At 28.0% G+C, this 18,638-nt stretch carries 21 protein-coding genes; 9 read left to right on the top strand and 12 right to left on the bottom strand.

Annotated features, from left to right (window positions below; translation table 4 throughout):
* Positions 1–120: 120 nt before the first annotated feature.
* Complete coding sequence (gene leuS, locus ACFEL4_RS06300) at positions 121–2,559, top strand: leucine--tRNA ligase (RefSeq protein WP_375317051.1); 2,439 nt, start codon at positions 121–123, stop codon at positions 2,557–2,559.
* 13 nt (positions 2,560–2,572) lie between these two features.
* Positions 2,573–3,286 carry a sugar phosphate nucleotidyltransferase gene (locus ACFEL4_RS06305; protein WP_375317052.1) on the top strand — a complete coding sequence of 238 codons (714 nt, stop codon included), beginning with the start codon at positions 2,573–2,575 and terminating at the stop codon, positions 3,284–3,286.
* A gap of 3 nt (positions 3,287–3,289) precedes the next feature.
* On the opposite strand, the gene ACFEL4_RS06310 is transcribed toward ACFEL4_RS06305, so the two are convergent.
* From ACFEL4_RS06310 to ACFEL4_RS06320, 3 genes are all read right to left on the bottom strand, one after another.
* Positions 3,290–3,643: a hypothetical protein gene (locus ACFEL4_RS06310; protein WP_375317053.1), complete on the bottom strand. Its 354-nt coding sequence runs from the start codon at positions 3,641–3,643 to the stop codon at positions 3,290–3,292.
* A gap of 143 nt (positions 3,644–3,786) precedes the next feature.
* Positions 3,787–4,608 (bottom strand): IS1595 family transposase, encoded by an 822-nt coding sequence (locus ACFEL4_RS06315; protein WP_375317054.1) that lies wholly within the window; start codon positions 4,606–4,608, stop codon positions 3,787–3,789.
* 121 nt (positions 4,609–4,729) lie between these two features.
* Positions 4,730–5,989, bottom strand: a complete 1,260-nt coding sequence (locus ACFEL4_RS06320; protein ID WP_375317049.1) for a DEAD/DEAH box helicase — start codon at positions 5,987–5,989, stop codon at positions 4,730–4,732.
* 381 nt (positions 5,990–6,370) lie between these two features.
* On the opposite strand from ACFEL4_RS06320, the gene ACFEL4_RS06325 reads away from it, so the two are divergent.
* Positions 6,371–6,526 carry a hypothetical protein gene (locus ACFEL4_RS06325; protein WP_375317055.1) on the top strand — a complete coding sequence of 52 codons (156 nt, stop codon included), beginning with the start codon at positions 6,371–6,373 and terminating at the stop codon, positions 6,524–6,526.
* On the opposite strand, the gene ACFEL4_RS06330 is transcribed toward ACFEL4_RS06325, so the two are convergent.
* Complete coding sequence (locus ACFEL4_RS06330; protein ID WP_375317056.1) at positions 6,523–6,912, bottom strand: IS1595 family transposase; 390 nt, start codon at positions 6,910–6,912, stop codon at positions 6,523–6,525. The genes ACFEL4_RS06325 and ACFEL4_RS06330 overlap by 4 nt on opposite strands.
* Complete coding sequence (locus ACFEL4_RS06335) at positions 6,807–7,343, bottom strand: hypothetical protein (RefSeq protein ID WP_375317057.1); 537 nt, start codon at positions 7,341–7,343, stop codon at positions 6,807–6,809. The genes ACFEL4_RS06330 and ACFEL4_RS06335 overlap by 106 nt, the downstream gene beginning before the upstream one ends.
* 80 nt (positions 7,344–7,423) lie before the next feature.
* Here ACFEL4_RS06335 and ACFEL4_RS06340 point away from each other — a divergent pair, with 80 nt between their 5' ends.
* Together ACFEL4_RS06340 and ACFEL4_RS06345 are read left to right on the top strand one after the other, a co-directional pair.
* A complete protein-coding gene (locus ACFEL4_RS06340) occupies positions 7,424–7,630 on the top strand; it encodes a hypothetical protein (RefSeq protein WP_375317058.1) in 207 nt (68 codons plus the stop codon).
* Positions 7,631–7,765: 135 nt separating this feature from the next.
* Positions 7,766–8,293, top strand: a complete 528-nt coding sequence (locus ACFEL4_RS06345) for a hypothetical protein (RefSeq protein WP_375317059.1) — start codon at positions 7,766–7,768, stop codon at positions 8,291–8,293.
* A gap of 80 nt (positions 8,294–8,373) precedes the next feature.
* On the opposite strand, the gene typA is transcribed toward ACFEL4_RS06345, so the two are convergent.
* The 3 genes from typA to ACFEL4_RS06360 form a co-directional block, all read right to left on the bottom strand.
* On the bottom strand, positions 8,374–10,218 hold the full coding sequence (gene typA / locus ACFEL4_RS06350) for a translational GTPase TypA (protein WP_375317060.1): 1,845 nt from the start codon (positions 10,216–10,218) through the stop codon (positions 8,374–8,376).
* Between the two features lie 244 nt (positions 10,219–10,462).
* Positions 10,463–10,852: an IS1595 family transposase gene (locus ACFEL4_RS06355; protein WP_375317061.1), complete on the bottom strand. Its 390-nt coding sequence runs from the start codon at positions 10,850–10,852 to the stop codon at positions 10,463–10,465.
* Positions 10,853–10,910: 58 nt separating this feature from the next.
* The gene (locus ACFEL4_RS06360) at positions 10,911–11,282 is read right to left on the bottom strand and encodes a hypothetical protein (protein ID WP_375317062.1); all 372 of its coding nucleotides are present in this window, start codon (positions 11,280–11,282) and stop codon (positions 10,911–10,913) included.
* Positions 11,283–11,564: 282 nt separating this feature from the next.
* Between ACFEL4_RS06360 and ACFEL4_RS06365 the strand changes: the two genes are divergently transcribed.
* Together ACFEL4_RS06365 and greA are read left to right on the top strand one after the other, a co-directional pair.
* The gene (locus tag ACFEL4_RS06365; protein WP_308149330.1) at positions 11,565–11,948 is read left to right on the top strand and encodes an HPr family phosphocarrier protein; all 384 of its coding nucleotides are present in this window, start codon (positions 11,565–11,567) and stop codon (positions 11,946–11,948) included.
* 123 nt (positions 11,949–12,071) lie between these two features.
* A complete protein-coding gene (gene greA / locus ACFEL4_RS06370) occupies positions 12,072–12,593 on the top strand; it encodes a transcription elongation factor GreA (RefSeq protein ID WP_375317063.1) in 522 nt (173 codons plus the stop codon).
* Positions 12,594–13,139: 546 nt separating this feature from the next.
* Here the strand turns inward: greA and ACFEL4_RS06375 are convergent.
* Positions 13,140–13,370 carry a hypothetical protein gene (locus ACFEL4_RS06375; protein ID WP_375317064.1) on the bottom strand — a complete coding sequence of 77 codons (231 nt, stop codon included), beginning with the start codon at positions 13,368–13,370 and terminating at the stop codon, positions 13,140–13,142.
* A gap of 641 nt (positions 13,371–14,011) precedes the next feature.
* Positions 14,012–14,158: a hypothetical protein gene (locus ACFEL4_RS06380; RefSeq protein ID WP_375316824.1), complete on the bottom strand. Its 147-nt coding sequence runs from the start codon at positions 14,156–14,158 to the stop codon at positions 14,012–14,014.
* 88 nt (positions 14,159–14,246) lie between these two features.
* Between ACFEL4_RS06380 and ACFEL4_RS06385 the strand changes: the two genes are divergently transcribed.
* On the top strand, positions 14,247–15,068 hold the full coding sequence (locus tag ACFEL4_RS06385) for an IS1595 family transposase (RefSeq protein WP_375316797.1): 822 nt from the start codon (positions 14,247–14,249) through the stop codon (positions 15,066–15,068).
* Positions 15,069–15,108: 40 nt separating this feature from the next.
* On the opposite strand, the gene ACFEL4_RS06390 is transcribed toward ACFEL4_RS06385, so the two are convergent.
* A complete protein-coding gene (locus ACFEL4_RS06390; protein ID WP_375317065.1) occupies positions 15,109–15,330 on the bottom strand; it encodes a hypothetical protein in 222 nt (73 codons plus the stop codon).
* Positions 15,331–15,638: 308 nt separating this feature from the next.
* Entirely contained in the window at positions 15,639–16,799 is a 1,161-nt protein-coding gene (locus tag ACFEL4_RS06395; RefSeq protein WP_375317066.1) for an Mbov_0401 family ICE element transposase-like protein, read from the bottom strand.
* A gap of 74 nt (positions 16,800–16,873) precedes the next feature.
* Between ACFEL4_RS06395 and ACFEL4_RS06400 the strand changes: the two genes are divergently transcribed.
* Positions 16,874–18,580: a hypothetical protein gene (locus ACFEL4_RS06400; RefSeq protein ID WP_375317067.1), complete on the top strand. Its 1,707-nt coding sequence runs from the start codon at positions 16,874–16,876 to the stop codon at positions 18,578–18,580.
* Positions 18,581–18,638: the final 58 nt, after the last annotated feature.

Here is an 18,638-nt window from a genome sequence, read left to right on the forward strand (position 1 = left end):
TACAAATAAGACCTTCTCATATTTTATTTCTTTACAATAAAAAAATTGCATCTTATTAATTCATTATGGTATTATGGTTAATATGATGTTTTGATACTATCAATTTAAAGGAGTAATACCATGGATTATAATCATCAAAAAATTGAAAAAAAATGACAAAAATATTGGTTACAAAATCAAACTTTCAAAACCTATCTTGATGACACTAGTAAACCCAAAGCTTATTTACTTGATATGTTTCCTTATCCTTCTGGTTCTGGTTTACATGTTGGCCATCCCAAAGGGTATTGTGCCACTGACGTTATAGCACGAGTTAAAATGATGAATGGTTACAATGTATTACATCCCATTGGATGAGATGCTTTTGGATTACCTGCTGAACAATATGCTTTAAATACTGGTCATGATCCAAAAACTTTTACTTTACAAAATATTAATAATTTTCGCAAACAATTACAAAGTATTGGTTTAAGTTTTGATTATAATAAAGAAGTAAATACAACTGAACCCCAATATTACCGTTGAACACAATGAATTTTCATTAAACTTTATGAAAAGGGTCTTGCCCAATTAAAAGATGTAGAAGTTAACTTCTGCCCAGAATTAGGAACAGTCTTAGCTAATGAAGAAATATTAAATGTTGATGGTAAAATGGTTTCAGAACGTGGTAATTTTCCGGTTATTAAAAAACCCATGCGCCAATGAGTTTTTAAAATTACTAAATATGCTGAACCATTATTACAAGGTTTAGATACTCTTGATTGACCACATAGTGTTAAAGAATTACAAAAGAATTGAATTGGCAAAAGTGTAGGGACCCTAGTTGATTTTCAAGTAGAAAATACTAAACATAAAATTACAGTATTTACATCACGTGTTGATACTATTTTTGGTGTTTCATTTTTAGTCATTGCTCCTGAACATCCATTAGTTCATGATTTAACGACAAGTGAGTACAGCAATGAAGTTACTAAGTATTGTCGAAACGCCCAAAGTAAAACTGATTTAATGCGTCAAAGTGAAGATACTTCAAAAACAGGCGTCTTTACGGGTAGTTACGTTATTCACCCCTTAACAAAAATTAAAATCCCAGTATGGGTAGGAGATTACGTTTTAAACCATTATGGCTCTGGTGCCATTATGGGAGTTCCTGCTCATGATGCTCGTGATTTTTTATTTGCACAAACTAAAAAATTACTGATTACATTTATTATGAAAACCACTGATACAACTCATCCTTTTACGGGTACTAGTGAATATATTAATTCTGATTTTATTAATGGTAAAAATATAACGGAAGCTACTAAATTAATTGTTGATAAATTAATAAAATTAAAACAAGGTAAATCCCATACTGCTTATAAACTACGTGATTGATTATTTTCTCGCCAACGTTATTGAGGTGAACCATTTCCGATTATTCATTGAGCAGATGGGACTATTAGCACTGTGTCAGAACACGAGTTACCAGTATTATTGCCAAAAATGGCCAATATTAAGCCATCAAATGATGGTAGTGCTCCTTTAATTAAAGCAAGTAAATCATGATTACATGTGACAAGAACAGATGGTGTTACAGGTATGAGAGAAGTTAATACGATGCCACAATGAGCAGGTAGTTGTTGATATTATTTAGCTTATATAATGAAAAATGATGATGGTACTTATGCTGATTTTGATAGTAATGTTGCTAAGAACAGGTTTAAACATTGATTACCAGTTGATTTATATATTGGCGGCCAAGAGCATGCTGTTTTACATTTAATGTATGCTCGATTTTGACATTTAGTGTTATATGATTTAGGATTAGTACCAACTTCAGAACCGTTTTTAAAACTAGTAAATCAAGGTATGATTCTTGGTGAAAACAATGAAAAGATGTCGAAATCACGGGGTAATGTTGTTAATCCAGATGATATTATTAATGAATATGGTGCTGATACATTACGTCTTTATGAAATGTTTATGGGACCTTTAACAGCATCGTTACCATGATTAGCTAGTGGCCTTGTTGGTAGTCATAAATTTTTAACTCGTGTTTATCGTTTGTTCACTGATAGTGAATACCAAAGTAAAATTAGTAGTACTAATGATATGACATTAGATACTATTTATCATCAAACTGTGAAAAAGGTTACTTGTGACATTAATGATTTAAGTTTTAATACCGCCATTGCCCAGTTAATGATTTTTATTAATGCTTGTTACAAAGCAAGCAGTATTTATCAAGAATATTTATTTAATTTCTTAAAATTATTAAATCCATTTGCTCCACATTTAAGTGAAGAATTATGGGAACTTACAGGTAATAAAACAAGCATTAATCATAGTAAGTTTCCTACGTATAATGAAAAGTTTTTAGTGGCTAAAACAGTTACTGTTGCTATTCAAATTAATGGTAAAACTAAACATACTTTTCAATTACCAGTTGATTTATCGCAAGCAGATGTTGTAAAAATCGTTACTAGTAATGAGAAAATTAAACCATGATTAAACGACAAAACAATAATTAAAACTATTTTCGTTATGAATAAAATTATTAATTTTGTTATTAAGTAAAAGGAGTATTTTAATGAAAGTTGCTATTATTTTTGCTGCGGGAAGTGGTACGAGATTACGCCCATTAACTCACGAGATTCATAAATCATTAATTAAATTTAATGATGTACCATTAATTGAACATACGATTAATAATTTATTGCAAGTACCCGAGTTGACAAAAATTATTGTAATTACTGGTTACTTAGAAAATGATTTTAAATATTTAACTATTAAATATTCTAATTTAACTTTAGTTCATAATAAGTATTATTTAGATTATGATAGTGGTTATGCTTTGAAATTAGTAGCAAAGTATTTTGATGGTAATAGTGATATTTTTATTATTTCTGGCGATATGGTTAGTACGATTAATCACTTTAATCATGAGTTTGATACTAATGTGATGGTTGGTGTTACTCGTGATGATAATGATAAAAAAGATGATTGAACTTATGAATTAAGTAGTGATGGTAATATTATTGATATTATTAAGTCGCATGATGCTAATAGTTTATTAGCAGGTGAGTGATCATATGTTAATAAATTATGAGCAAAAAAACTTGGTCAAGATTTACATGATCCTGAGCAAGTTTTAGTGTTGAAAACAACACTGGTTGGTAAGTATTTAATTAATAATAGTATAAAACATCATATGATATTAAAATCTTATGTTTTAGATTTTAATAGTCATTGGGATATTGATAATATTAAAGATTTAGAGCGTACTAATAAGTATTTTAAATAGAGGTTATGCTGTTAGTGTTGGTGGTTGATTATTATTAGCTTGTTCTTGTTCTGCTTGAGTACATGATTGAGCAAGAGTTGTATCAGTTTTTTCTTCTTTATTTTCCACATTTAATTTTATAGGTGGTTTTTTTTCAATTGATTCTTTTTTTGATGGGTATAAATAATTAAAAGGCTTTACTATAAAAAAATTATAAATTGGCAAACAAAAAATTTGTACTAAAAATTTTAAAAATCAATTTTTTTGGTTTGATTTTGGTGAAGAAATTTTTTTTTCTTGCTCTTCATTAGTTAATTTATTAAGCAACTCTTTGTTTGGTTGTTGTTCTTGTGGTTTTTGTTGTGTTCCATCTGCCATATTGCTTCACTACTCCTTAATATTTAAATAAAATTAGGCTCTGATTATTAATAAAATAAGGCTTTTCTCCCTTTATGTACTATTTTTAAATTTTATCACATAAATGCTGAGAAAAGCCTATCTACGGACTTCTCCCCACATTTTTAAATTAAACGTAGCATTACAGTTTCAAAACTAGGTATGTTATTGAATTTATATGCAGCTTCTTTTGCATATAAATGAATATGATGTTTTGCAACTTTGATATGTGTTTTAAATGTTCTTCGTATATGTTTTCATACTGACTCAATTTGGTTGGTATTTACACCAGTTTTTGAAACATAGCCATCTTGATGGTTAACTGTTTCATGCTTAGTGAAAACCGATTTCAAATCGCGATATCCTTTTCAAGAATCAGTATGTACATCACACTTTGAAGAAATGTGGTTTATTGCAAACTGCAAAAGATTTTTACTGTTTGCGTTTTTCAATACTTTCACAATCAGATTGTTGGTTGTTTTTTCATAAATACCAACAATCAAGGTTTTGTTCAACAAGGATCTTCCTTGTTTTTTAAAACCCATATGTGAAAGATACATTTCATCCATTTGCACTATGCCCTCAACAATGAATTGAGATTCTTGTTTAGCAATGGCACTTCGGATTTTATGACTCATTCTTCAAGCTGTTTTCAAGGTCACTCCCAATTCTTTTGCAACATCAGTTGATGGAATTCCATGTTTGGTGTTTATTCATCTAAAGATGAGATAAAACCAAGATATTAAAGGTGTTTGTGACTTTGAAAATATAGTGCCCGTGAGAATACTGAATGTTTGATGACATTTCAAACATCTCATTTTTCTTAAATTAGAAGTATTCAAATTAAAACTAGAACACCTAATACATTTGCTTTGTTTCAAACTTGCTATATATGCAAGACATTGTTTTTCGGTTTGAAAAGTATTATTGAACTCATTCAATTTCATTGTTTCCTCCACAAGTACATGTGGGGAGAAGTCCGTAAAATAATAAGTAGAACCTAATGGTGTTATATAATTTAGTTTAGTATGCTCAAAGTATAGCATACTTTTATTTTAATTAAAAGATTTAGTAACGGTCTTTTTTTCTTCAATTAGAGTTACCATTGTTACTACGTGAGAAATCATTTCTTCCTCTGTCTCCTCTATCACGTGATAGGAAACTTGGTTTTTGCGTAGCAGGTGCTAAAACAATGTTTTTTGGTAATTCTCAATCAGCGCTATTAAATAATTTAATATCATGTTTTTGATAGTATTGAATATCTTGAAGTTCATTGTATTGTGTTCTGTTGCTTACTAATGTAATAGCAGTTCCTTTGGCACCAGCACGGGCAGTACGTCCAATACGGTGTGTATAATATTCATGTTCACGAGGGATATCATAGTTAAATATGTAATCGATTCCGTTAACATCAATTCCACGAGCAACAACGTCAGTAGCAATTAAGACTTTAACAGTTCCATTTTTGAATTGACGCATTGCTTCTAAACGTTCTCTTTGACTTTTATCACCATTAATAACTGCAGATTGAATACCATTATCAGAAAGTACTTTCGCAATTCGTGCAGTGAAGGCTTTAGTATTTGAAAAGACAATGCTTAACTCTGGCTTTAGATTTTGGTATAAAGCAACTAAAGCAGTTTCTTTATTTGTATTACGACAGTCAAAGTAGAATTGACTAATATTTTCTTGTTGTAGTTTTGATGATTCATCTTCAACACTGATACTTACTGGATTGTTTTGGTAGTCATCAGCAATTCTTAAAACTGGTTTTGACATAGTAGCTGAGAAAAGCACAGTTTGAATATCAGTTGGTGAGTTTTCAAACAAGAAATCAATATCTTTTTTGAATCCCATTTTTAACATTTCATCAGCTTCATCTAAAACAATGGTTTTGATAGTGTTTAAACGTAAACTTCCACGGTTAATGTGGTCAGTAATACGGCCTGGTGTTCCCACAACAATATTACTTGTTCTTAAATCATATAATTGATTTCTGATGTTAGCTCCTCCACATAGTAAAGCGACATTTACACCATTTAAAAAGTAGGCATATTTCTTTACTTGTTTAGCAACTTGAATGGCAAGTTCTCTTGTTGGACAAACGATGATTGCTTGGTTACGGTATAATTTAAGATCTAAATTATGTAAGATTGGTAAAACAAAAGCAGCGGTTTTTCCAGTTCCAGTGTGACTTTTTCCAATGATATCTTTATTTTGTAAAGAAACAGGAATTGTTTTCTTTTGAATTGCCGTTGGAGTTGTGTACCCTCATTTAGCAATGGCTGCTGTTAGTTCTTGTCTTAAGTTTAGTTCTGTAAAACTCATATATTTTTTTCTCCTTAAAAAGTAAATTTTGGATAAATTTAGAAAAGACAGTGATAAATATAATTTGAAAAATAACCTCGTAAAAATAAAAAGGGGTTACTCTAAAAAATATTAGGTTTTAAACTAATTATTATTTTATATACTTATATTTAAAAGTATTAATTCATCTAATTTTTTCTAAAATTAAAAGTTGTCAAGTAATTTCATTTTGATTGCTTGTTTCTTTGACATCATTAACAACTCTTTGATAAATTTTTATCAATCATATCTTAAAAGAAAATTGTGAATTAATCAACAACGTATTAATGATACACTATATTTTTTAAAAAGTAAATCATTATCAAAATAATTATTATTTAAAATCTATGTTTTGTAAGGAGCATGAGATGAGTATTAATTGTTATAAATTATTTTTTTTCTACGAAATTAAAAATTAAGCAAAAAAATAAGGCTTTTCTCCCTTTATGTACTATTTTAAAATTTTATCACATAAATGCTGAGAAAATCCTATCTACGGACTTCTCCCCACATTTTTAAATTAAACATAGCATTACAGTTTCAAAACTAGGTATGTTATTGAATTTATATGCAGCTTCTTTTGCATATAAATGAATATGATGTTTTGCAACTTTGATATGTGTTTTAAATGTTCTTCGTATATGTTTTCATACTGACTCAATTTGGTTGGTATTTACACCAGTTTTTGAAACATAGCCATCTTGATGGTTAACTGTTTCATGCTTAGTGAAAACCGATTTCAAATCGCGATATCCTTTTCAAGAATCAGTATGTACATCACACTTTGAAGAAATGTGGTTTATTGCAAACTGCAAAAGATTTTTACTGTTTGCGTTTTTCAATACTTTCACAATCAGATTGTTGGTTGTTTTTTCATAAATACCAACAATCAAGGTTTTGTGCAACAAGGATCTTCCTTGTTTTTTAAACCTATATGTGAAAGATACATTTCATCCATTTGCACTATGCCCTCAACAATGAATTGAGGTTCTTGTTTAGCAATGGCACTTCGGATTTTATGACCCATTCTTCAAGCTGTTTTCAAGGTCACTCCCAATTCTTTTGCAACATCAGTTGATGGAATTCCATGTTTGGTGTTTATTATTCTAAAGATGAGATAAAACCAAGATATTAAAGGTGTTTGTGACTTTGAAAATATAGTGCCCGTGAGAATACTGAATGTTTGATGACATTTCAAACATATCATTTTTCTTAAATTAGAAGTATTCAAATTAAAACTAGAACACCTAATACATTTGCTTTGTTTCAAACTTGCTATATATGCAAGACATTGTTTTTCAGTTTGAAAAGTATTATTGAACTCATTCAATTTCATTGTTTCCTCCACAAGTACATGTGGGGAGAAGTCTGTAATTAATTTATGAATAAATTTAACCATACGGAGGAATAAATATTATGTTCAAATTATTATCAATGTTAAGTGTATTAGCAGTCAGCAGTTCAGCAGGTATTGGAATTGTTGCTAATACTACTCATGATGTCAACGCTAATGTGCAAACATTAAAGCAAGATGTTAAATTAACAGATAAAGTATATGGTGGAATTAGTCCATTAGGAATTCAATCAGAACCTGTTGCTAGTACATTGTTGAAATCATTGTAACAAATACAAAAAATAAATTAGCAGAATTGGGAGTATTAACTTGAGACTTAAGTAATGTTGATTTATCTTTAACTTCAACAGCTTTAACTGCCAAAAATAATGTATTAATGCATGTTGTTAAAGATATTATTAGTAGTGGTTGCCAAAGTGGTAAGCGAAACTTATCAAACTACTGCTGCTGGTCAGGGCAATTATAAAGTAAACATTATTGCTAAATATACAACAAATACATCTGAAATCAAAACGGTTGAAATGAATACATTTACTACTAATTTTAATGAATACCAATTAAATAATGGTTCTTTTCGATTAGAAGCTGACCTTAATTATCAAAAATCAGAGTTAGAGCATACAGACCATCAGTTTAATTCAGACATCAAACTACCTGATTTAGGATTTGCATATTATGGTCACCAAATTAAAGATATGTTTACTAACAATGATCAATATCATAATGATATCTTATTCTATGTTATTAAAGTTACTAATTTAGACTTAAAAAATATTCATGTTCATAAATTAGTAACAGCAGTTGAAATTAATAATAGTTTTCAAATAGGTGCTGATGTTGACTTATCACAAACACTAATAGCAGAATATGTTTATTTATCAATTACTTCAAGTGAAGCACAAGGAACTTTTAACTTATTAATTAAATGCTAATAATATAGTATTTTAAATAAATCCTCGTTATAAACGCACAGAATAGAAAATAAATAATTAGATTAAGAAATCGTAAGTTATTACTTACGATTTCTATTTTTTTTACGTTCATTTTCGGTTAAGAAACGTTTACGCATACGAATATTTTCTGGCGTTACTTCTACAAGTTCATCATTATCAACAAATTCTAAAGCTTCTTCTAAGCTAAATAATATTGGTGGTGTTAAACGAACTGCTTCATCATTACCTGAACTTCTAGTATTAGTTAATTGTTTTGCTTTACATGGGTTAACATCTAAATCTTTATCGCGACTGCTTAAACCAATAATCATACCTTCATACACTTTAGTTTGCGGTTTTACAAATAGCGTTCCACGTTCTTCTAAAGAATTTAAAGCATAAGGTAAAGTGATTCCTGTCACCATACTTACTAACACACCATTACGACTATGTCCAATTTCACCTTTTAATGGTTCATAAGCTAGGAAACTACGAACCATTACACCAGTTCCACGAGTAATGTTAATATATTGACGACCAAATCCAATTAATCCTCTAGTTGGAATATGGAAAACAATTTTATCACGAACATTATCAGAGTCCATATTAGTTATAATACCTTTACGACGATTTAGATTATCAATAATAGTACTACTATATTCAGTTGGATGGTTTAGAGTAATTTCTTCAACTGGTTCAGTAGTGTGACCTTTTTCATCTTTTTTAAAGACAACTTCTGGTTTTGAAATTCCTAATTCAAAACCTTCTTGACGCATGTTTTCAATTAAAACTGATAAATGTAATTCACCACGACCAAAGACTTTAAAACCATCAGCATTGCTGCCAGCAAGTTGTTCAACTTTTAATCCGACGTTAGTTTCTAATTCGCGCGTTAAACGTTCTTGGATTTTATTACTTGTAACTAGTTTTCCTTCTGTACCACAGAATGGTGAATTATTAACTAAGAAGTTCATTGACATAGTTGGTGCTTGAATAGTAATCGGATCCATGGGGTTAACATTATCTTTATCACAAATAGTATTACCAATGGTAATATTTTCAATTCCAGCTACACATACAATATCACCAGCGATGGCAGTTTTAACTGCTATACGTTTTAAACCTTGGTAAACAAACAGATATTTAATACGTGCTTTCCGTTTTAAATCATAATCATCGACAACAACAATTTCTTGGTTTTCAGAAATCGTACCTTGAAAAATACGTCCAATTCCGATCCGTCCAATAAAACTATCATAGTCTAATGAGCTAATTTGCATTTGTAAGGGTTTGTTAATTTTGATGAGCGTAGAAACTTTAGCATGTTTAATAATTGTTTCAAATAATGGTTCTAAGTTATCACTTGGTTTATCTAACTCATACTGACAAATTCCTTGTCTTGTAATTCCATACAGTGTTGGAAAGTCTAATTGTGTATCATTAGCATTTAGTTCCATGAATAAGTTTAAAACTTCATCTTTTACTTCATCAATTCTTTGGTCTTTTTTATCAATTTTATTAATCATTAAAATGGGATTCAAATTGTGTTCGAGGGCTTTTTGTAAAACAAAACGTGTTTGTGGCATTGGACCTTCAACACTATCAACTAGCAAAATTACACAGTCAACTGTTTTCATAATTCTTTCAACTTCTGATGAAAAGTCAGCATGACCAGGTGTATCAACAATATTTATCTTAACATCACCGTGCATAATAGAACAGTTTTTGGCATAAATAGTAATTCCACGTCTTCGTTCTTGTTCATTACTATCCATAACTTGTTCAACAACAACTTGGTTTTGACGAAAGACTCCTGATTGTTTTAGTAGAGCATCGACTAATGTTGACTTGCCAACGTCAACGTGAGCAATCACGGCAATATTAATAATTTTTTGGTCAGCAACTAGTTTTTCTTGTTCAGACATTATACATTCTCCATTGTTCTAAAATTTTGACATTATATAAATTATACGCAATATTTTATAAATTGCGTAATTAATTATTAAAATCTAATATGTATTTTATTAATACATCAGGTCTATTCTGCTCTAATTTATAATTTTGTTAATCTTTTAAATTTATTTTGGCTTTTCTCCCTTTATGTACTATTTTTAAATTTTATCACATAAATGCTGAGAAAAGCCTATATACGGACTTCTCCCCACATTTTTAAATTAAACATAGCATTACAGTTTCAAAACTAGGTATGTTATTGAATTTATATGCAGCTTCTTTTGCATATAAATGAATATGATGTTTTGCAACTTTGATATGTGTTTTAAATGTTCTTCGTATATGTTTTCATACTGACTCAATTTGGTTGGTATTTACACCAGTTTTTGAAACATATCCATCTTGATGGTTAACTGTTTCATGCTTAGTGAAAACCGATTTCAAATCGCGATATCCTTTTCAATAATCAGTATGTACATCACACTTTGAAGAAATGTGGTTTATTGCAAACTGCAAAAGATTTTTACTGTTTGCGTTTTTCAATACTTTCACAATCAGATTGTTGGTTGTTTTTTCATAAATACCAACAATCAAGGTTTTGTTCAACAAGGATCTTCCTTGTTTTTTAAACCCATATGTGAAAGATACATTTCATCTATTTGCACTATGCCCTCAACAATGAATTGAGGTTCTTGTTTAGCAATGGCACTTCGGATTTATGACCCATTCTTCAAGCTGTTTTCAAGGTCACTCCCAATTCTTTTGCAACATCAGTTGATGGAATTCCATGTTTGGTGTTTATTCATCTAAAGATGAGATAAAACCAAGATATTAAAGGTGTTTGTGACTTTGAAAATATAGTGCCCGTGAGAATACTGAATGTTTGATGAAATTTCAAACATCTCATTTTTCTTAAATTAGAAGTATTCAAATTAAAACTAGAACACCTAATACATTTGCTTTGTTTCAAACTTGCTATATATGCAAGACATTGTTTTTCAGTTTGAAAAGTATTATTGAACTCATTCAATTTCATTGTTTCCTCCACAAGTACATGTGGGGAGAAGTCCGAAATTTAAAAACTGATGAGTCATTAGATTTATTATAATTTTCATTAATTATTAAAAAATTTAAGACATTTAATTGTAAGTTTTTCAATAATTAACTATGAAAGTATTATTTCCTCTTAAAGGAGTAATATTTTAAATATCAAAGAAAATTTTTTAATAAAATTTTTTTCAAAAGAAAACAAAAAATGTGTTATAAATAAGTTGTGATTATATTACAATTATTTTTTAAACATACCTTGGAGGTAAAAATGAATTCTATTATATATGCTGTACAAATTATTGACGAAGCAAAGATTGGTTTACATGCACGACCAGTATCAAAAATTACTGGTAAACTTGCTGCGTTTAAAGAAACTACAGTAAAAGCTATAAAATTAAATGATAATGCTGATGTTACTAAGAATATTACTATTGAAAATGGTAAACTTACAGGAACTGACATAAATGGCAAACTCGTTAGTGGTAAAGACTTAAGTAATGAAGTTGAAGGTAACGCTAAATCAGTACTTAGTTTACTTGGATTAGGTGTTAAACACCTTAATAAAATGGCCTTCATTATTATTAATGGTGACTCTGAAGCTGTCAAAAAAGCTATTCATAATGTTTTACTTGAAGAAAAATTAATCAAATAATTCAATTAATTTATCTTAAAAAAGTATTCATAAAGAATACTTTTTTAAAAACCAAATTCCCTTATGATATAATTAACTACGTTGTTAGCATACTATCTTATTAATAATTAATGGAGGAATTTTATGAGTGAAATAAACAAAAATAAACAAGTCATTGTTACTGAACAAGGATTAGAAAAAATTAAAGCCGAACTAAAAAAGATTGTCGAAGTAGAGCGTGAATCAATTAAGGAACGTTTAAAAGCAGCCAGAGCCGATGGTGACTTGTCTGAAAATGCTGATTATACTAGTGCTCGTGAAGAACAAGCTAAAAATGAAGCAAGAATCCAAGAATTAGAAGCTATTATTAATAATGCTGTTATTCTTGAAGAACAACAAAATCGTAAAAACACTAACGTAAAAGCTGTTCGTGTTGGTAGTTGAGTAACTATTGCTAAAAGTAAAGATGGTAAACCCGTTGATGGAACTCAACAAAAGTTTAAAATTGTTGGAAGTATTGAAAGTAACCCGTTTGAAGGATGAATTTCTAATGAATGTCCTTTAGCAATTTCAATTATGAATGCTACAACAGGAGAAACTGTTGATGTTAAAGGCATTAAAGAATCTTACAAAGTAATAATTTTACAAGTAGAAAACCAAGGTTAAATTTGATTATTTTATTTGTTCATAAATTAGTTTCGAAGCATACAAAATTGAATTTAAAAAACGTAAATATCTAATTAAAAATATTTACGTTTTTTAAAGTATAGACTGAACTCATTATTATCAGAGTTGTGAATTTTATTCATTTTAGCAAATGCTCACGCACAAATTTCAGCAACAAATATTGGCAAATAAAGCAAAATTATCAATAAACTCTATTCCAACTGTATAATTAAAGCCCATTCATGCAAATTCTTTTAAACTTTATTTTTAAAATAGTCACCAATGAATAAAACAGGAACTTCAATTTCAATATCACTAAGACTATCCTCATTACCACTAACACCACTAACAATAATATTATCAGAAAATCCAAATAAATCAGTGATAGAATAAAGTAATCTACTGCTTTTTGTAGGGTGTTGTTCATATGGGAACTGGGATTATATTTACCATTGTGTTTCTCTCCTTTTTATTGCGTTAAGACTTGAATTTGGTTTTTAATTAATCGTTGTTGGACTTTGTTAATGAAAAATTCACTTAATGTTTTTAAGCAAACGACAGTAGTGTTTCACTAGCAGTTTGTTTATTTTGTTCAAATAAGTTAGCGACATGAATAGTTAATGTTTGGTCAATTTCATCTCATAAGTCTTCATCATGAGTTTTATAACTATGAAAGCATTGATATGCTAAGTTGGTGGTAGTTTTATTTAGAATGGTTTTGTTAATATTAAGATTAGTATTAGTTTTTAACGTACCCAGTAAAATATTGGATGGCATCTTATAAAATTGGATTATTAATTTTAATCTCTTGTATCTTAAAAATTATTCCTTTAGTTTAAGTTTTAAATTATATTGTTATTGTCAGCGCACGAATGAAATACAAAAGGGATAAACCTACTTTATGTTTAAATACATATAAATGTTATATTACGGTATACTATACTATATTTTAATAATTTGTTATTAAAACTTCAATACTTTCAGAATTTTTGGACGAATTAATCTAACGTATAGATTTTCTAACTTCAAACAATAAAACTAGCAAATCTAAATATTTGTTAATTAAATTATACCATAAATTTTAAAAATCATAAAAAATATAATTAAAAAAGGCTTTTCTCAGCATTTATGTGATAAAATTTAAAAATAGTACATAAAGGGAGAAAAGCCTAATTTATTTCATTTGTTAAAGGTTTTAATTTTTTTAATAAATCATTAATAATATTTTCTTTATTAATATTAATTAAATATAATTCATTAAGTTTATGAACTCATTGTCCACGAACTGCAGCATTTTTTAAAACTTCTGGTGATATATGACTATAACCAAAACCTAAATAATTATCAATAATTCTAGAAACTGATATTAATTCTTTATCTTCTAAAAAATATTGATGTGTATCTTTTTAAAAATTAAATTATTCATAATTACTTAACCTTTTAAAACATTTATTACATGTTCTATTATTTATAGATGATTTTTTACGACAAATATCACAACTATTAGTAATAATATTATTTAAATAAGTTTTTTTATATTCAAGATTTTCTTTTCATAAATACATATATATTCTCCTTTTAACTATTTATATCTAATTCCATTACTAATATTTCATAACGGACTTCTCCCCACATGTACTTGTGGAGGAAACAATGAAATTGAATGAGTTCAATAATACTTTTCAAACTGAAAAACAATGTCTTGCATATATAGCAAGTTTGAAACAAAGCAAATGTATTAGGTGTTCTAGTTTTAATTTGAATACTTCTAATTTAAGAAAAATGAGATGTTTGAAATGTCATCAAACATTCAGTATTCTCACGGGCACTATATTTTCAAAGTCACAAACACCTTTAATATCTTGGTTTTATCTCATCTTTAGATGAATAAACACCAAACATGGAATTCCATCAACTGATGTTGCAAAAGAATTGGGAGTGACCTTGAAAACAGCTTGAAGAATGGGTCATAAAATCCGAAGTGCCATTGCTAAACAAGAACCTCAATTCATTGTTGAGGGCATAGTGCAAATGGATGAAATGTATCTTTCACATATGGGTTTTAAAAAACAAGGAAGATCCTTGTTGAACAAAACCTTGATTGTTGGTATTTATGAAAAAACAACCAACAATCTGATTGTGAAAGTATTGAAAAACGCAAACAGTAAAAATCTTTTGCAGTTTGCAATAAACCACATTTCTTCAAAGTGTGATGTACATACTGATTCTTGAAAAGGATATCGCGATTTGAAATCGGTTTTCACTAAGCATGAAACAGTTAACCATCAAGATGGCTATGTTTCAAAAACTGGTGTAAATACCAACCAAATTGAGTCAGTATGAAAACATATACGAAGAACATTTAAAACACATATCAAAGTTGCAAAACATCATATTCATTTATATGCAAAAGAAGCTGCATATAAATTCAATAACATACCTAGTTTTGAAACTGTAATGCTATGTTTAATTTAAAAATGTGGGGAGAAGTCCGTAGATAGGCTTTTCTCAGCATTTATGTGATAAAATTTAAAAATAGTACATAAAGGGAGAAAAGCCTTTCATAATTTGTAATAAATGCTTTTGTAGTAACTATTCTTTCATAAGTATTATCATTTAATATAGGATGTTTATAATTTTTATGAAAATTAATAGCATTTTCAATTTTAGTAAATACTTTATATTTTGTTTCATCTGTATAATTAACTTTATATTTTAATAAATAAGCATATTGCATTATCTTTTCTCCTTTCTTAATTATTTTAAAAATAACAATCAATCTTTAACTAATTGTGGCATTTCATTAATTATTTTGGGAGCATAACGATGTTGTCGATAATTATTCATTAGTTGCCTTAAAATTATAAAGTTAGACGAGAATAATTGAGACTAAGTTATGTAATTGTATATTAATCTTAGCACTTAGAAAATATAAGTCAACAATAATACTTACTTTTACAAATCAAAAATTCTTATTAAAGTTTCCTTTCATAAGTTTTATGTTATTTTCGGTTTTTTAGGTATTTTTTAATTTATATTTTGATTTTATAATAACTGTATTTCCGTATTTATTTTATAACATTTAAAATCAACCATTTTTGTATACATATCAATATTATAGGTTCTGCTACCAATCATGTGTTTTAATATTTGTTTAATATTAGTTTCAGTAAAACAGCCAATATTTTCAACTAACGCTTGATTAAGTACTCCTTCTTTTGCATTAATAAAATAACCAACTTTTATTTTTTTATATTTTTCAGTCAATGATTGTAAAAAATCAATTAATTCATCATATTGACCTTTTGCAAATAAATTTTGTGCATATTCACAATGTAATTTAGCAATTTTATCTTTTCTTCTTCCAGCCATAATTCCAAGATATAAAACATGAAAAGCATGAAATTTATCTAAAATAAATTTAGCATTTAAAATATCAGCTGTTTTTCTAATTCATTTTGCACTGTCTCCACATACAATTAAATTTGCTTGGTCAAAATTTTCAAAAAATAAATTACCATATTTTTTAATTAATTGTGCAGTTTTATCTGCACCAATTTTTGTTTTTGTTAATCTGATTTTACAAGCAGCTCTTTTATTAATTAATTTTCCATTTTTCTTTTTGCCAGTACAAAATGCTATTAATCTCATAGAACATTTTTTACAATTTTTACTATTATGGTTATCATTAAACTTAAATTTTCGATGTCCATCATCAATATTTATATATAAAGTTTGTTTTGATTTTAATGGTATTTTAGGAATATTAATTTTTGGTAATTGAAATTTTTGAAATTTTCTACAAACAGTACTATTACTTATTAAGTCTTCTATAAAAGTATCGCAAATATCACGATATCTTTTACCATCAGTAAAATATTTTAAAATTTGTTTAATCACATCAGGAGCAAGTTTACTATACTTTTTAACACCAAGATAAAAATCTAATAATGAAATATATTCATTTTTTTGTATTTTTTGGTTATAATATACACAAATACGTCGTTTATAAGTTAATAAACCTTTTTTTGATTTTAATTTTCGTTGTCTAAATCTATATGGTGTATATATAGATTTATCACATTCATTTCATAATTGGTCATCTATTTTTTTAAATAATTCCTCTGTTTGTTTTAAATTTAATTCATCTTGATTAAAATGATGTTTGTCTCAATCAAAATGATTTTGAAATGGTAATGATAACATGTTTTATGTTCCTTTCTGAATTTGGTTTGTTAATGATTTAATTTTAATTTATAGTAAAGGTTAGGTAGTCAAATATGCAACTTATTAGTAGTTATGCACAATTAAATAAAAAATATGACCTTAATTTTAGTGATAATAATTATGGATTTAGTTGGGATGTTTTTAAAGAGTTTGTTGGTGAACAATGAGCAGAATTTTTCACTACTAATTGTTTTTATCGTTTTGTACCAACAGCACGTTTAACAAGAAAAACATGAAATTGTTTAGCGTTTGATTTATTTGTGTGCTGTAATTTTAATGATAGTTCTGTTCAAGAAGTAAGACGTTATGAAAATACTCATAATGAAACAACTATTGGTTCTTTAATGGATGTTTGTCAATATTTAGAAGATAAGTATGATATTCACTTAGGACCTAATAATCCCCATGGTATTAAATGAAAAATTACTAAGGATGGTGGTTGTATTATCTTTCCTAATAATCAACAAATAGATTTTATTGGTTATGCTAATGGTAATAAGATTTTTGGAAAATCAGTTGGTGGTTCTAGTTATTTATGTTCTAGAACTGATGAAATTATTATGGCCGAAGAAAAAGAAACTTTAAGTGAAAAACAATTAACACAACGTTATGAGCGTTTAAAATTATCAATGTTTCGTAGTAATCGTATTAAAGTATCTAATGAACCAATTCAAGACTGAAGTTGAACATTTACTGATAGAAATATATTTAGTCCAACTTATAATAAAAAAATTACTCGTTATTTTTATAAAAATCACTTTATTGCTTTTACTTGTAATCCCTATGATAAATACCACCCCTTTTATTTGCTCTACTGTACCCCCTATTTGCCGTTAAATGAGCAAGCTATAGATACTCTTAAAAAAATTGGTAAGGTCTACTATGAAGATACGGAAGCGTTTAGTGGACTTGGATTATTTATTTTAAGATTTACTTTATTACCATTTTGAAAAAAATTAGAACCAGTAACACAAAAATTGATTTGCGAATTAAAAAAGAAAAATCCTGATGAATTTAATACTGTTTATTATGGATTTGAATATTTAGATAGTGATGCAACTGTTTTTCCATTTCTAAAAGCAATAAAATATTGACAACCATATAATTTACAAGAATTCTATAATAAAGAAAAAGATACTTATAAATTTGATTTTTATAGTGTTGGTGTGGATTGAGCAACAGGTAGTAAAGACCATAGCGTACTTATGGTAACTGGATTTAAAGAATATAATAATAGTGGTTATTATGACCCTTATATTATTTGTGAATTGATAGTTACTCCCAATGATTTTATCAACGAAAATGAAAAGATTAATGCTTATGTTGATGAAGTTTGTGGATTACTTGATAATTTTGAAAATTTTGACCAAGCAATTTATTATTATGACGATAAAGCAAAAACCGCTATCGATTGAATAAGTCAAAAATTAGCCGATGAACATAATATCTTAATTATGAGTCAAGTTGCTATTAAACATGCTTCAAGTCTTAATCAAGAAGCAGGATTAACTGACCGTTGTGTATGAATGCGTAATATTATGAGTTTTGGTAATTTTTATGCTAATCAAAATGATTTATGCAAAACAACGCAATGTTTAGAAGAATTACGCTATGACCAAATCAAAACTAACATTCCTGATAAAACTATGTACCAAGACCCTTATGATGCGTTATTTTATGCACTATATCCCTATAAAAACATAATTAGAGGTAAAAATAATGCTTCTACTAAAATAAGTGTTTTTTCTTATGCCATATAACCAACGAAAACAATACTAGTAATAGTATAGGTATCACAAAATTAACGCCTTGTATTTG

This window comes from Spiroplasma endosymbiont of Virgichneumon dumeticola, from assembly GCF_964264745.1.
Taxonomy (GTDB): Bacteria; Bacillota_I; Bacilli_A; order Mycoplasmatales; family VBWQ01; genus Spiroplasma_E.